This window comes from Dermacoccus sp. GAS27A (assembly GCF_044909235.1).
GTDB classification, from domain to species: domain Bacteria; phylum Actinomycetota; class Actinomycetes; order Actinomycetales; family Dermatophilaceae; genus Dermacoccus; species Dermacoccus nishinomiyaensis.
The window spans coordinates 105,422-120,396 of sequence record NZ_JBIYDW010000004.1; the positions used below are offsets into that span (position 1 = coordinate 105,422).

Consider the following 14,975-nt stretch of genomic DNA (forward strand, 5'->3'; position numbering starts at 1 on the left):
ATGGCCTCAAAACTGTTCGCCTACCGCCCCGGGCTCGACGGCATCCGCGGCTACAGCATGGTCGTGTTCATGCTGTGGCACGTCGGTGTACTGACGTTCCTGCCGGCGCGTGGATCCTCATGAACGTCTTCTTCATCCTCTCGGCGTTCCTCATCACGCGCCTGCTGCTCGCCGAGCAGCGTGAGTTCGGGTGGATCAGCGTGCGTGAGTTCTACCGACGGCGCGTGCGTCGCCTCGCGCCGGCGCTGCTCGTCATGGTCGGCGCCGTCACCCTCGACGGGTGGGCGTTCGCGCCAGCCGCGGAGCGCACGTACCTGCGCGGCGACATCCTCGCGACCCTGACGTACGTCATGAACTGGCGCCTCGTGCTGCGCGACGATCAGTACTTCGAGGAGTTCACCCACCCGAGCATCACGCGCCATGCGTGGAGCCTGTCGGTGGAGGAGCAGTTCTACCTCGTCGTGCCGTTGCTCATCATCGCGGCGCTGACGTACGCGCACCGCCGCAGCGCGCGCACCGCGGGGTTCGTCGTCCTCGCGCTCGCGTCGGCGGCGTGGGCGTCGACGATCGATCTCGACTCACCGGGCGGGCAGGCACACGCCTATTACGGCACCGACGTGCGCATGCAGGCCCTCGCCCTCGGTGTCGCCGCGGGCGTGTGGACGGGGCATCGTGGACGTGGTGGTGGGCTGCTGCGGGCACGGGATCGTCGCGATCCGCTCGATGCGGGAGACCGCCGGCTCGAGATCCTCGGTTGGGTCGGCCTCGTCGCGACGCTCGCAGGCATCGCGCTCATCGAGCCGCTGAGTGACTGGATGTTCACCCGCGGCGGGATGCTCCTCACGAGCCTCGCCGGCCTCGCGTGGATCATCGGGTGTGCCCAACGCGTGCCGACGCCGCTCGTGCGGCTGCACGCCAACCGTCTCGCGGTGCACACCGGCAAGATCTCCTACGGGCCGTACCTCTACCACTGGCCCATCTACCTGTGGCTCGTGCGCGCCTTCGGTCGCGGGCACGTCATCCCGCTCGCGGTGGCGACGCTTGTGCTCTCGTACGCCGCCGCCGACGCGAGCTACCGCTGGCTCGAGAAGCCCGTCATCAAACGCGGGGTGCGGGCCTTCGGTGGGCGGCGCGCGGGCGCCGTCGGTCTCGTCGGGGTCCTCGTCGCGGCGCTGGCCATCCCCGCCGGGGCGAGCACGGCGGCCCACGAGGTGTCTGCGCCGCAGTACCCGCAGTACGTCGCGCACATCCCGACGCTCGTCGAGGGCCAGGCGACGTACACGCCTCCCGCCCGACCACTCGCCGTCACGCTGTACGGCGACTCGGTGCCGTACTTCCTCGCCCAGCGCATGCCGAAGGACAACTTCTCGAACCTCGTCGTGACGAACGCCGGCGCCCCCGGCTGCGACCTGCTCGACGCGCCCGTGCAGTGGATGGCGACGCGTCAGCAACCCAACGACGCGCCGTGTCGCGAGGCGAAGGCGGCGTTCGGGCCCACGGTGCGTTCTTCCGACTCCCGGCTGGCCGTGCTCATGCCGACGCTCTACCTCGCACTGCGTCACGACGTCGACGGCAAGGTGCTGTGGCTCGACGACGCGGCCTACCGCGACCTCATCACCCGCACGCTGACGAAGACCCTCACCACCGCGCGCACCTCGGGCGCGGCGAAGTTCGCCGTCACGACCGTGCCGTGCCGCACCATCGACGAACTGCAGGTGCCGCCCGAGTACCGTGGCGACTTCGACAAGTTCCCCCAACTCGTCGCCGAGGCTGGGCACCCGAAACGGGTCAACGCGATCATCACGGCGTGGGCGAAGGAACACCACGTGCCCGTCCTCGACCTCGCGGGCGCGGTGTGCGGTTCGTCGTACCAGCCGACTCGCCACGGCATCACGCTCTACGACGACGGCATCCACTTCTCGCCCGAGGCGACCCCGATGATCTGGGGCTGGCTCGCGCCGCAGATCGTGGCGGCCGCCCGATGAACGAGGCAGCCCGATGAGCATGGTGGCCAGACGATGAGCACATCCGCACGCTCGCGCGGGAGCCGTGTCGAGCGTCCCCGCACCGATCGTTACGCGGCCATGGACGGCTACCGCGGCCTGTTCGTCCTACTCGTCATCGCGTATCACTTCGGCGCGACGGGCCTCGTCGGCGGCTGGGTGGGCATCAACCACTTCTTCGTGTTCTCCGGCTTCCTCATCGCGCGCATCCTCATCAAGGAACGTCAGCGCACCGGTCGCATCGACGTGCGCCGCTTCTACGTGCGTCGCGCGCGGCGCGTGCTGCCCGCGATGTTCGTCCTCGTCGCCGCAGTTCTGACGCACACCGCCTTCCTCGAGCAACCCGCCCAGCAGAAGCAGTTCGGCGGCGACGCACTCGCCACCCTGGGCTTCTACCTCAACTGGAGGTTGATCGGCCGGAGCGACAGCTACTTCGACCAGATCGGCAACCCGTCGCCGCTGCGTCACGCCTGGACGCTGTCTGTCGAGGAGCAGTTCTACGTCGTCATCCCGTTCCTCATCCTCGCGATCTGCGCACTCACGCGCTCGCGCCGCCTGCGCTTCACCCTCGTCATGGCGCTCGCCTGCCTGAGTGCGTGGTGGACGGCGCACCTCGGGCTCGCCTCGTTCGAGGATCAGGCGCGCCTGTACTACGGCACCGACACCCGCGTGCAGGCGCTGCTCGTCGGTGTCGCGTTCGGGTTCGCCTTCGGCGTCGGCGCCGACGGACGGGGGCCGCGCCTGCCGTCGCGCGAGGTGACACAGACCCTCGGCATCCTCGGCACGATCGTGTCGATCAGCGCGGCATTCCTGCTCGACGCGCAGACCGAGTGGGTCTACGCGAAGGGCGGCGTGCTGCTGTTCGCGCTCGGCGCCTCGCTCATGGGCTGGTCGAGCATCGACCCGCGCGGCCTCGCCATCAACCGCGTCTTCGGCTGGCAGCCGCTGGCCTTCGTCGGACAGATCTCCTACGGCCTCTACCTCTACCACTGGCCGGTGCACCTGTGGCTGCGCCCCGACGTGCCGCAGCCCGCGCTCGGGTTCCTCCAGTTCGTCGTGACGTTCGCGCTCGCCGTCGTGAGCTTCCGCTCCCTCGAGGCGCCGATCCTGCAGGACGGGTTGCGTGGCGTGTGGCCGCACCTGCGACGCAGCCGTCGCCGTGCCCTCGCCATCGGCGCGTCGGGGGTGCTCGCGGTGGCGAGCGCCGCCCAGGCCCGCACGAGCGCACCCGGCGTGCCGACGGACGTGCCGCCGCTCGTCGCGGGGACGCCCGCTTACCGCACGGGCGCGCACCAGGACGCCGGCATCGTGGGCGACAGCGTGGGTTCCTCACTCGCGCAGGGTTTTTCGCCGTCGGTCTACACCGACCTGTCGATGAGCGATGCGACGATGATCGGCTGCGACCTCGTGCCCGCGCCGATCAGCCACGACGGCCAGGACGTCGCCGAGTCCACGCGCTGCGCGAGCTGGCGCGCGGGCGTCGAGAAGCAGTTGCGCGACGCGCATGCGCGCTCTCGTCATCGTCGGTGACGCCCACTTCCTCACGACGCACCGCCTTGACGGCGTGATCGCCGCGCCGCAGACGCCGCAGGGCGCCAAGGCGATCGAGCTGGCCCTCGACTCCTGGAGACAGCGCGCCCGCGCCGCAGGCGTCGAGCGCACGGTCGTCGTCAATCTCCCGTGCCGACGCATCGACCCGGTGGGACTCGATCCGTCGTTGCGCTTCTTCGCCGAGCAGGGCTCGAACGACGCCGCCGTCGACTGGGCGAACGGCGTCATCGCGGCGTGGGTGAAGCATCACCCCGATGCGGTGCTCGCCGACCTGCACGCCCAGACGTGCAGCGCCGGTTACCGCTCGGTCATCAACGGGGTGAGCCTCTACGAGGACACGCTGCACTTCACCCCGCGCGGCGCCGCGATGATCTGGACGTGGCTCGCGCCGCAGGTGCAACGCGCGGGCGCCGCACGGTGAGGTTCACCCCGCGTGGGGCGGCGCGCGAGTTGTCGAACACCGCATGCGAAAGTGCGCCCGACGTGTGACCATGGTCACCGGTTACCGCGCGGTACGCGCGCACCTCTCGACCCTCACGACGGACGGAACGCCATGGACACCTCGACCTTCTTCCGCGACCTGCCGGCCCTGTTCGCCGGTGAGCCCGCGACGTCGGACCCGATCGACCCGCGCTGGTCGGCCCTGTGCGACGAGGTCGCGGGGTACACCGCGCCCAACGAGCTCGCCGTCCTCAACCATGCCGCCGCAACGATGCCCGCCGACGAGGCCTACCTCGAGGTCGGCACGTTCAAGGGTCGCTCGATCTGCGCCGCCGTGCAGGGCAACGACGACAAGACGTTCGCCGCGATGGAGAACTTCATGGAGTTCGGCATGGCGGGGGAGCTCGCGCGCCGCGAACTCATGACGAACCTCGAGACCCACGCCGGGGAGGCCGACGTCACGCTGCTCGAAGGTGACTGCTTCAAGCTCATGGTGCGCCCCGGCGCACTCGATCGCCCCGTCGGGGTCTACTTCTACGACGGTGAGCACACGCTGCTGTCGCACTACCTCGCGCTCGCCGCCGTCGAGCCGCTGCTCGCCGACGAGGCGCTCGTCCTCATCGACGACGCGTCGTGGCCGGTCGTGCAGAAGGCGCACAGGCTGTTCCTGACGCGCCACCCGGGCTGGCAGATCGTCGAGCAGTGGGACGCTGCGCACGCCGACGACCCGCGCTGGGCGAACGGCCTCCACGCGCTGACGTTCCGTCGCCGCCCCGGCAGCGCGAAGCGCCTCAGCCGTCAGGACGAGATGCTGCGCCGTTACCAGACGACGGTGCAGGACCGCCTCAACGCGGCGATGTGGAAGGCCGTCGGGGTCGTGCCCGGGCCGATCACCGCCGTCGCGAAGGTGCTGCTCGGCCGCTCGCGTCAGATCGGTGACGACGGTGTGAAGAGCGACGGCCAGAAGAGCACTGACCAGCACTGAGCCCTGTTGGGCCGCGCCGAGCGAAACCGGCCCCCCGATGGGGGCGGTAGGACTAGGCCGACCAGCCTGAGCGGATGGGTCCGGTTCGAGCGGTGCGAGCCGACCTTGAGGTCGAAGGACGTCGGGGGTCAGCTCGTGTGATCGAGCACGAGCAGGTCCTCGGCGTCCTCGACGTGGGTGACGCGCGTGCTGCGCGAGCGCCACGCGCCGGCCACGACGACGACGCCCGCGCAGGCCGCGGCGAGCGTCACGATCTGCCAGACGCTGTCGTGCCACCAGAGCCACCCGGCGACGAGTTCCACGGCGACCATGACCCACGTCAGCATGCCGAGGCGCGTGTCGTCGCCCGCCATCTGCGAGAACAGCCACAACTGCGCGAGCGCCCAGACGGTGCCGAGTGCGAGGCACGCGATGACGAGGGAGCCGTTGCCGTCGAACGCGTGGCCACCGACGGAGGCGATGACGGCGTCAGCGTCGAGCAGCGACCCGACGACGCAGCCGGTCACACCGAGCGCGACGACGAAACCGGCGGCCCGCCACAACGCGCGGGTGCCGTTCGTCGCGCCAGTATTCGCACCCGAATCGGCGTGCGCCGCGGAGGCGCTCGAGGCTGCGAGGCGCGGCACGATGAGCAGCGCGAGGAACTGCGTGCCCCAGCACATGGCGCGCGCGAACGTCGAGGCGAGACCGTAGGCACCGGACGTCTCGGGGGCGAGGAAGTGACGCACGAGGACGACGTCGACGTTCGTCAGCGCCGTGAACGCGGCGAGCGTCGAGTTCGATCGCCACATCTCGCGCGCCAACCCGTCGCTGCCCGCGCCGACGCCGACGAGCGCGTCGCGGCTCGCCCACAGGCCGAACGCGGCGGCGCACCACGCGGTGAGCGCCATGACGACGAAGACCTCCGTGACGTTCGCGCCCGCCGCCGCGCACCCGAGCGCGCCGGCGACGCGGGTCGCCGCCGTCACGACGTAGAGCGCGGCGAGGCGGGCGATGGCGCCGCTGCCGAGCAGGACACCCTGGTAGGCGCCCGTCAGCGTCATCGGCAGGAGCATGAACGCCATCGCGATCGTCGGCTCGAAACCGCCGAGGTGGAACAGCGCGTCGACGCCGGGGGAGGCGAGCATCGTGGCGACGCTCAGCGCGACGCCGACCCGCACGGCGAGCCCCAGCCCGCTGGAGCGCAGCGACGGGTGTGCCCAACGTCGTGCGATGACGACCTGCAGCGCGCCCGCTGGGATGACGAGGACGATGCCGAGCGTGATGAGCGCCGAGTACGCGCCGAAACCGGCCGGCCCGAGCGCGCGCGTGAGGATGAGGACGAAGACGTAGCTGAGCAGGTTGCCGAGCCCCATCGCGACGGCCAGCACGACGCCGCCGCGCCCCGACGGCGCCTCCGACGTGGCCTCCGCCGCGTCGGAGGCCGGAACCGGGCGCGCGTCGGCGGATGTGGCGTTCACCAGCACGACCCTACTTCCGAACGCCCGTGTGACGTGGGCTACCTGCTGGTTATATTAGGTGCTTCACGGTCGACCGTCCGTGAACCCCCTCGGCCCAGGCCCGGAAGGACGCTCGTGCGACGACCCATCCTGCGCCGCGGACGCCCCGATGCCTACGCCGTGGCCTGTGCCGTCGCCGCCGTGGTGCTCGCGGCCGTCGTCTTCCTCAACGATCTCGGTCATTTCAACACCGACATCAAGCCCGAGGTGTACCTCGCGCCGTGGGAAATGGTGGGTCGCTACCTGTCGTCGTGGACGGCGTCGCCGTACCTGGGCTCGGCGAACTTCAACGTCGGTCTCGTGCCCGTGCTGCTCGTGCTGTCGGCGCTGCGCGGCATCGGGCTGTCGCCGGAGTGGACGTTCAAGATCTTCCACCTCGCGCTGTGGCTCGTCGCGGCGTGGGGCGCCGCGCGCTTGACGCGCACCGTCGCGCCGCGCTCGACGCGCTGGCTCGGGCTCGCCGCCGCGGTGTTCTACCTCGCCAACCCGTACGCGATCGCCGCCGGCAACACGCTCGCCATCGCGTTGCCGATGGCGTTCCTGCCGTGGCTGCTGCTGTGCTATCTACGCGCCCTGCAGCGGCCGTCGTCGTGGGCGTGGTCGGCGCTGTTCGGGCTCGCGTTCTTCGCGATGAGCGGCATGAACGTCGCCGTCGTGCCGCTGTTCCAGCTGTTCGGCATCACCCCGATCGCCGCCGTCGCGCGCTGGCACCTGCACCGCACATGGCGTGAGATCGCCGCCGTCACCGCGAAGTGCGCACTGTTCGTCATCACCGTGTCGCTGTACTGGCTCGTGCCGGCGATGTCGGCCGTGGCCACCGGCAGCCAGATCGTCGGCACGTCGGAGACCCTCGACGGCATCCACAAGGTCTCCTCGTTCACCGAGGTGCTACGTGGGCTGGGGCTGTGGCCGCTGTACGGCCACGGTGATGCCGGTCCGTGGGTGCCGCAGAACGCCGCCTACATCACGAGCCCCTGGGTCATCGCCCTGACGGCGCTGTGGCCCGCGCTGGCGCTCGTGTCGCTGCGCTGGGCCCGCACCGGGGTGCGGCGCGCCGCGGCGCTGACGGCGGCGATCGCGGCCGTCGTCATGGTCGGGCTGTTCTCGGGGGAGAACCATGCGGAGAGCCCCGCGGGCTGGCTCATCCAAGCCGCGTTGTCGTTTCCGCCGCTCGCCGCCTTCCGTACGACGAACAAGATCGGCGCGCTGCTCGCGCTGTCGTTCGCGCTCGCCCTCGCGTTCGGTGCCGTCCACCTCACGCGTCTCGTGCGCCGCCGTTCCGGTCTCGCGCCGATCGCCGCGGCCCTCGCGAGCATCATCGTCGCCGCCTGGATGCTGCCGGCCCTCGCGAACGGGCTCTACATCTCGCGCATGGACATCCCGTCGTACTGGGACGACGCAGCTCGTGCCGCCGACGACGGCACGCCGCACTCTTCGACGCTCGTTCTGCCGGGTCAGACGCGCCCGACGTACCGCTGGACGGTGCAACGGCCCGACGACCTGACGAACTCGCTGCTCAAGCGCGACGCCGTCATCCCCGAGACGACGCCGAACGCGAGCGCGCCCGGCGGCAACTTCCTCGCGGCGCTCGACGACACCGTCCAGTCGGGAACGGCCTCTGGCGACATGGTGTCGACGTTCGCGCGCTACCTCGGCTCCGACAACGTCCTGGTGCGCCACGACACCGTCTGGGAGAACGACGGGGGAGCACGCCCGGCCCTCGTGCAGGCGCTCATCGGCACCGACACCGGCCTGTTCGGTTCGGGCAACTTCGGCAAGCCCGGGCAGAACGTCCTGTCACCCGTCGCCTCGCCCGCAGGGTACGACGAGGCGAGCCTGCGCCCCGTGCAGCTGTACACCGTGCGTGACCCGCGCACGGCCGTGCGGGCGCAGAGCATGGCGAACTCCCTCGTCGTCGCGGGTGACGGCTGGTCGTTCCCCGAGATGGTGAACGCCGGGCTGCTGCGCACGTCCCCGAGCGTGCAGTACGCGCAGGATCTCGACGCCGCCGCCCTGACGCGCGCGCTGCAGGCCAAGGGACGCCTCGTCATCACCGACACGAACGCGCGACGCTCTGCCATCGCGCAGCGCCTCACCGCGAACAACGGCGCGCTGCTCGCCGCAGGCGACCCGCTCGGCACGACGCGCACGCTCGGCGACTCTCCCGACGATCAGACGGTGCTGCTGCGCTCCGGCACGCTGGTCACCGCGTCCACCTCCGGCGGCACGTTCTTCGACCTGCCGTACGCGGTGCCCGAGAACGCGTTCGACGGCAACCCCGACACGAGCTGGCGCTTCGGCGATTTCCGCCGCGCCGTCGGCCAGCGCCTCGACCTCACCCTGCCCGCGAGGCAGACGCTCGGTGTTGTCACGATCGCCCAACCCGACCTCGGCCCCGTCAAGATCGACAAGGCGACGATGACGGCGGGTGGCCGCTCCGTCACGGTGCGCGTCCCCGATTCGGGCAAGGCGACCTTCAACATGGGCGGCGCGAGCGCGGACCGGGTCAGCGTCCACATCGACAGCATCCGCGGCGACGGCTTCAACCTCGTCGGTATCTCCGAACTGGGCCTGCCCGGGCCGAAGGCGACGCGCGCCGCGCGCACGCCGACGACGCTGACACGCCTCTACACGAACCTCGACGACAAGGGCCGCTCGGCGTTCTCGTCCGCGCCCCTCGACGTCCTGCTGCGCCGCGTCGAGAACACGCCCGCGGCCGCCGACGACAGCGAGATCGCGTTGCGTCGCGTCGTCTCCCTGCCGCAGGGCCGCACGTTCACCGCGGACGCGCGCGTGCGGATCGACGGCGACGACCTGGAGAAGATCTACGACGAGGTCGCCGGGTACAGCGACGCGGTGCGTGCGACGTCGTCGGGCGTGTGGTTCGACAAACGCCAGTACCGTGCCTCGGCCGCGGCCGACGGCAAGAGCGACACGGGCTGGGTGCCCGGGGGAGCCTCGCCCAAGGGCGCCTGGTGGCAGCTGACGACGGCGCCGCGCGACATCACCAGCGTCGACCTCACGCAGAAACCGACGCTCGGCGACGCGAAGCGCACGCAGTGGGCGACGAAGGTGTCGGTGCTCGTCGACGGCAAGAAGGTCGCGAGCTCGTCGGTGAACAAGAACGGCGACACGCACATCGCGCTGCCCGACGGCACCCGCGGCTCGCGCGTGCGGGTCGTCATCGACGCCGCCGACGGCCCGGAGCTCGCGACGCCCGCCGAGTTCACCCGCATCGACACGGGCGCGTCGATGAAGACCTCCGACCTCGGCCCGTTCGACTCACCCGGCAAGAACCGCTGCCTCGACGTCGCGACGATCGACGGGCGCGCCGTGCCGATGCGCCTCGACGACGACACGATCACCCGCTCCTCGCAGGAGGGCACGCGCTGGGTCTCGTGCACGCCGGTGACGCTCGACGCCGGCGATCGCCGCATCGAGCAGGCCCCAGGGTTCGTCCTCGACTCCCTCGACCTGCGCGACAACCGCAAGCAGGCGACGAGCGTGCCCGCGGCGCCCGCGTTCCGCGTCACCGACGACACGCCGACGCACAAGACGATCCGCCTCGAATCGAGCGCGACGCCGAGCGCCGTCGTCATCGGCCAGAGCTACGACGCACGCTGGAGCGCGACGCTCAACGGCAAGGCGCTTCCCGCCCCGACGACGATCGACGGCTACAGCACCGGCTGGATCCTGCCCGCCGGCGCGCAGGGCACCGTCGAGATGCGGTTCGCGCCGCAGCGCTGGGCGAACGCGGCGCTGATCGTCACGCTGCTGACGCTCGCGGTGATCGCCGCCATCGTCATCGTCGCCGCCCGACGCGGCGGCCTGCGCGCGCCTGTGCCGCACCGCAGCGAGACGTACACGCGCAGCATGCGCCGCACCGACGCACTCGCACGGCGCAGCGACGCTCAGTACCTGCGCCTCGACGTGGCATGCGTCGTCGCCGCGACGTTCGGCGTCGGCGCCGCGGGCCTCGTCGCCTCGCTCGTCGCGGTCGCGGCGCTGCGCCTGTCGCGGGTGCGCTCGCGTCATCTCGTCGTCGCGGGGGCGCTGCTCGTGCTCGCAGGCGTCGGGGCGTTCCTCCTGCTCGACCCGAGCCTCGGGCAGGTGAGCGCCGACGCCATCGCCGCGAACATGTGGCCGCACCGCATCGCGGGCGCCGGCTTCGTCATCGCGCTCATCGGGTTGTTGCGTCAGCACGACGCGCCACGAACCGCACGCCGCAGCGGCGGCAGCCACCGCGCGGGGCCGCACACCGAGGCGGCCACGGACCCAGCCACGAAGACAGCCACGACCGACCGGGCGATCGCAGAACGAGGATGATGATGGACGAGCCAACCCCTGACGCGATGTTCGAGCGTGGTGTCAGCGTCATCGTGCCCACGCGCAACAACGAGCGCACCCTCGAAGCGACGCTGCGCTCGGTCAAGGAGCAGAGCGAGCCGGGCGTCACGCTCATCGTCGTCGACAACGCCAGCACGGACGCGACGAAGGACATCGCGCGCAGCTGGGCCGATGTCTACCTCGAGGGCGGGCCGGAACGTTCCGCGCAGCGCAACCGCGGCATCGATGCCGCGCAGACGCCGTGGATCGTGTGGCTCGACAGCGACATGATCCTGCCGCCGCGGGCGATCGAGGTCGCCCTCGACACGGCGCAGCGCACCGGCGCCGACGGCGTCGCGCTGCCCGAGCGCACGATCGGCGACGGCTTCTGGACGGCCTGCCGGGCCCTGGAGCGCGAGTGCTACCTCGACCAGCCGTGGCTGCACAACCCGCGGCTGCTGCGGCGTGACTTCATGCGCACCGACGGCGAGTTCCACCTCGCGATGTCGGGGCCGGAGGACGCGGATCTGCGGCTCAAGATGCGCCGCGCGGGTCAGCGGATCGAGCTCGCCCCCATCATCATCGACCACGACGAGGGCCGCCTCACGCTGCGCGACGTCTTCTCCAAGCGCTATTACTACGGGCGCAGCATCCCCGCGTTCGCGGCCGAGCACGACGGCGCCGTCGGCCAGCAGGGCCGGGACGTGCTGACGGCGTACTGGGCGCACCGCGACGACCTCGCGCGTCGCCCGCTGCACGCGGTCGGCATGGTCGGCATGCGCGCGATGGAGGCCGTCGGCTACGCCCTCGGCGCGGCGAGCGCACGGCGCGATCACGCGCGATGACCCGCGAGCTGCTGTGGCTGTCGCTGCCCGATCAGCGGCCGCGCCGTGAGCTGTACTGGATGTCGCGGATGCCGGGCACACACGTCACGGCGATGGCGCGCGAGGAGCCGTTCGGCGACCTCACCTGGATGCCGACGACGTACCGTCGCCCCGTGACGCGCTTCATCGAGGCCGGCGCGTTCGCGTGGGCGCAGGGGCTCGACGAACAGCTCGAGCGGACGCGCCCCGACTGGGTCGCGAGCCTCGAGCTGTGCTCGCTCGTCACCGGCCAGCTCAGCGCGCGGCGCCGACGCCGCCCGGGGCTGCGGCAGGCCGTCATCACGTGGGAGAACCTGCCGCGCCAACCGTTGTACGCGTTGCCGCCGTACCGTCAGGCGTTCGAGAGCACCCGGGACGCCGACCTCATCCTCTGCATGGTCGACGCGGCGCGCGACCACCTCGCACTCAACGGATTCGACCTGTCGCGCGTTCGCGTCGTCAAGCCGGGCATAGACGTCGAACTGTTCCACCCCGCGGCCGAACTCGCCGACCGACCGCGGGTCGTGTTCACCTCGCCGCTCGCGGCGAACAAGGGCATCGACACCGTCCTCGACGCGATGCGCCTCGTGCGCCGGCGCGTGCCCGACGCACAACTCGTCGTCGCCGGTAGCGGGCCGCTCGCGGGGCTCGTCGAGGAGGCCGAGCAGGCCGAACCGGGCGCCGTCGTGCGCGCCGGATCACTCGACGCGCCCGGCGTCGCCGAGCTGCTGCGCTCCGCGCGCGTCTTCACGACGGCGCCGCGCCCGACGTGGAAGTGGACCGAACAGCTCGGCCTCGCCTACCTCGAGGCGCAGGCGTGCGGGTTGCCCGTCGTCACGACCGCGTGCGGCACCAATGACGAAGCCGTGCGCGCACCCAACCTGCTGACGGAGTCGGGCGCGTACGCGCTCGCCGAGGGTCTCGTGCACTTCCTCACCGACGACTCGGCCGCGCGTGCGGCGTCGGCGGCGAACCGCGCGCGGATGCTCGCCGAGCACGACATCCGCCGTCAGAGCGCGAAGATGGGCGAGGCCTTTGCCGAGTTCGAGTGACGCCGTGACGACGTCCGGCCGGCGAGCGACGCACGGGGCTGCGCGGGGCGCGACGCGCTGGGCGGGCCGTCACGCCGGGATGCTCGCGAGCGCGGTGTGCGCCGCCGTCATCCTCGGCCCGATGCTGCTGACGCGCGGGTTCTGGCTGCACTACGACATGGTGTTCGTCCCGCACCTGTCGTTGTCGGACACGACGCTCGGTACGGCCGGGCAGGTGCCGCGCGCGGTGCCGAACGACGCGATCGTCGCACTGCTCGACCTCGTCCTGGCCGGGGACATCACGCAGAAGATCATCCTGCTCGGGGCGTTCCTCGCCCTCGGCGCAGGCGTCGATCGATGGCGCGCGCCGGTGCTCGCGCGCGTGTGCGCGAGCGTCCTGCTCGCCTGGAACCCGTGGGTCGCCGAGCGTCTCGCGATCGGCCACTGGGGGTACCTCTGGGGCTACGCGGCGTGCGTGTGGGCGATCGTCGGGGCGCTCGAGGCGCGCCGCGCTCGCACACGTTCGTCGGACGGCGTCGCGGCCGGCCGCGCGGAGGCCGAGACTGCTCGCCGCGCTGATTCGGCGGGAGAAGTCGACGCCTGGATCGACACGGACCGCGCCAGAGAGAGCGTCGCTCACCGCGACGCCGATGCGACGCACGCCCGCCGCAGCGTCGCCGTCGCGCTCGTCATGTCGGCGGCGTCCGGTTCGACGGGGGCCGTCCTCGTGGCCTTGGCCCTCGCCGCTGTGACGTTCGCACCCGGCGCGGGACGGCTGGCATGGCGCGCCGGGTGGCGCCCGACGTTGCTGACGGTGCTCGCCTGGGTCGGCCTCAACGCCTCGTGGTGGTGGCCGTTCCTCACGGCCGCGCCGAGCGACGCCGCCGACGCGGCCGGCGTCGAGGCGTTCGCGGCCCGCAGCGACGGCGCGGGGCCCGTGTGGACGTCCCTGCTCGGCGGTGGCGGCATCTGGCACGCGCCGTCATGGTTCGCCGAACGCAGCTCAGCGCCCATCGTGCTCGCCTCCGCCCTCGTGTGCCTCGCCGGCGTCATCGCCGCCCGGCGCCTCGGTCGCGGGCCGATCACGGCGCTCGCCGTCACGGGGCTGTTCCTCGCGGGCGCGAGCACCGTGCCGGGGCTGCGTGACGTCATGACGGCGATCGTCCTGCACGTGCCCGGCGGCGGGCTGCTGCGCGACGGGCAGAAGTTCGTCGCCCTCTGGGTCGTCCCGGCGGCCCTCGGCTGGGGGCTGCTCATCGACGCCGAGGTGCGCCGCGCTCGCGGCAGCATCCTCGCGCCCGTCGCCCTCATCGGCGGCATCGTCGCCCCGCTCGTGCTCCTGCCGGGCCTCGCGTGGGCACGCGGCGGACAGTGGCGCGCCGTCGATTATCCGGCGCCGTGGACGCAGGTCGCGCGCGACCTCGACGCCGGGACCAACGGCGCAACGCTCGTCCTGCCCTGGTCGACCTACCGTCGCTACGCCTGGAACGGCGAGCGCACCGTCCTCGACCCCTGGAACCGTTTGCTCACCGGTCGCGTCATCGCCGACGACGCGCTGGCCGTGCGTCAGGGCTCTGGCGTGCGGGTCGTCGCGGGGGAGGACCCGCACGCCGCCGCCGTCGGTCGCGCGCTCGTTCACCGCTCGGCCGACGAATTGCGTGACGCGATGGCTCGGGCCGACGTCAGCCGCGTCATCGTCCAGACCGACCAGCCGGACGCCGCCGCCGTCGCGGATCTCGTCCGGCGGGCGGGGGCGACGCCGCTCGCCGCCGCGCCGCCGGTCTCGCACCTCACGACGTGGTCCGTCCCCGGTGCGACGCCTCGCCCGGCGACGCCGTGGTGGCGCGCGCTCGGCCTCGCAACGAGCCTCATCACCGCCGGTGTGGTCATCACGGGTGCGAGCCGAACCGGGCGATTGCGCCGAAAGCGATGCACCCGCGCGCCGGAGCAGCTAAGCTGAACCAAACGCGTCGCCCCGGCGATGCTCCGTCGTGCCACCCGGTGGCGCGGCGGCTGACCACGAGCGAAGGTGAAGGCGGTCAACCCCATGGGCGCATCCACGAACAAGACGATGTACAACATCATCGGAGCCGTTGTCGGCTTCCTGCTCGCCCTGTTCGCGATCTGGGGTCTCGTCCAGTCGCAGAACTCGAGCCAGCCGCAGCAGTACCAGTCGAAGATCAGCTACGACAGCTGAGTCTCCGGCTCCCTCATCTCACCCGAGAGCGGGGAACGACCTCGACGGTCGTTCCCCGCTCTTGCATGCCCTGACGCGG

At 71.7% G+C, this 14,975-nt stretch carries 11 protein-coding genes; 10 read left to right on the forward strand and 1 reads right to left on the reverse strand.

Annotated elements, in window-relative coordinates; genetic code table 11:
* The 5 genes from ABH936_RS05620 (at nt 1) to ABH936_RS05640 (ending at nt 4,980) form a co-directional block, all read left to right on the forward strand.
* Nucleotides 1-123, forward strand: coding sequence for a hypothetical protein (locus ABH936_RS05620; protein WP_268746208.1), 123 nt, complete (start codon nt 1-3; stop codon nt 121-123).
* Nucleotides 120-1,985: an acyltransferase gene (locus ABH936_RS05625; RefSeq protein ID WP_038568434.1), complete on the forward strand. Its 1,866-nt coding sequence runs from the start codon at nt 120-122 to the stop codon at nt 1,983-1,985. The genes ABH936_RS05620 and ABH936_RS05625 overlap by 4 nt, the downstream gene beginning before the upstream one ends.
* A gap of 33 nt (nt 1,986-2,018) precedes the next feature.
* Nucleotides 2,019-3,533 (forward strand): acyltransferase family protein, encoded by a 1,515-nt coding sequence (locus ABH936_RS05630; protein ID WP_404602794.1) that lies wholly within the window; start codon nt 2,019-2,021, stop codon nt 3,531-3,533.
* Nucleotides 3,508-3,975, forward strand: a complete 468-nt coding sequence (locus tag ABH936_RS05635; protein WP_038568428.1) for a hypothetical protein — start codon at nt 3,508-3,510, stop codon at nt 3,973-3,975. The genes ABH936_RS05630 and ABH936_RS05635 overlap by 26 nt, the downstream gene beginning before the upstream one ends.
* A 132-nt stretch (nt 3,976-4,107) precedes the next feature.
* Nucleotides 4,108-4,980 (forward strand): class I SAM-dependent methyltransferase, encoded by an 873-nt coding sequence (locus ABH936_RS05640; RefSeq protein ID WP_404602795.1) that lies wholly within the window; start codon nt 4,108-4,110, stop codon nt 4,978-4,980.
* Nucleotides 4,981-5,108: 128 nt separating this feature from the next.
* On the opposite strand, the gene ABH936_RS05645 is transcribed toward ABH936_RS05640, so the two are convergent.
* Complete coding sequence (locus ABH936_RS05645) at nt 5,109-6,440, reverse strand: lipopolysaccharide biosynthesis protein (RefSeq protein WP_241724470.1); 1,332 nt, start codon at nt 6,438-6,440, stop codon at nt 5,109-5,111.
* Between the two features lie 114 nt (nt 6,441-6,554).
* On the opposite strand from ABH936_RS05645, the gene ABH936_RS05650 reads away from it, so the two are divergent.
* The 5 genes from ABH936_RS05650 to ABH936_RS05670 all read left to right on the forward strand — a co-directional run bounded on the left by ABH936_RS05650 (nt 6,555) and on the right by ABH936_RS05670 (nt 14,896).
* Entirely contained in the window at nt 6,555-10,805 is a 4,251-nt protein-coding gene (locus ABH936_RS05650; protein ID WP_404602796.1) for an alpha-(1->3)-arabinofuranosyltransferase family protein, read from the forward strand.
* Between the two features lie 2 nt (nt 10,806-10,807).
* Nucleotides 10,808-11,650 carry a glycosyltransferase family 2 protein gene (locus ABH936_RS05655; RefSeq protein ID WP_165583529.1) on the forward strand — a complete coding sequence of 281 codons (843 nt, stop codon included), beginning with the start codon at nt 10,808-10,810 and terminating at the stop codon, nt 11,648-11,650.
* Nucleotides 11,647-12,720 carry a glycosyltransferase gene (locus tag ABH936_RS05660; RefSeq protein WP_165583530.1) on the forward strand — a complete coding sequence of 358 codons (1,074 nt, stop codon included), beginning with the start codon at nt 11,647-11,649 and terminating at the stop codon, nt 12,718-12,720. The genes ABH936_RS05655 and ABH936_RS05660 overlap by 4 nt, the downstream gene beginning before the upstream one ends.
* Nucleotides 12,721-12,724: 4 nt before the next feature.
* A complete protein-coding gene (locus tag ABH936_RS05665; RefSeq protein ID WP_404602797.1) occupies nt 12,725-14,659 on the forward strand; it encodes a hypothetical protein in 1,935 nt (644 codons plus the stop codon).
* An 87-nt stretch (nt 14,660-14,746) separates the two neighbouring features.
* Nucleotides 14,747-14,896, forward strand: a complete 150-nt coding sequence (locus ABH936_RS05670) for a hypothetical protein (protein WP_165583532.1) — start codon at nt 14,747-14,749, stop codon at nt 14,894-14,896.
* Nucleotides 14,897-14,975: the final 79 nt, after the last annotated feature.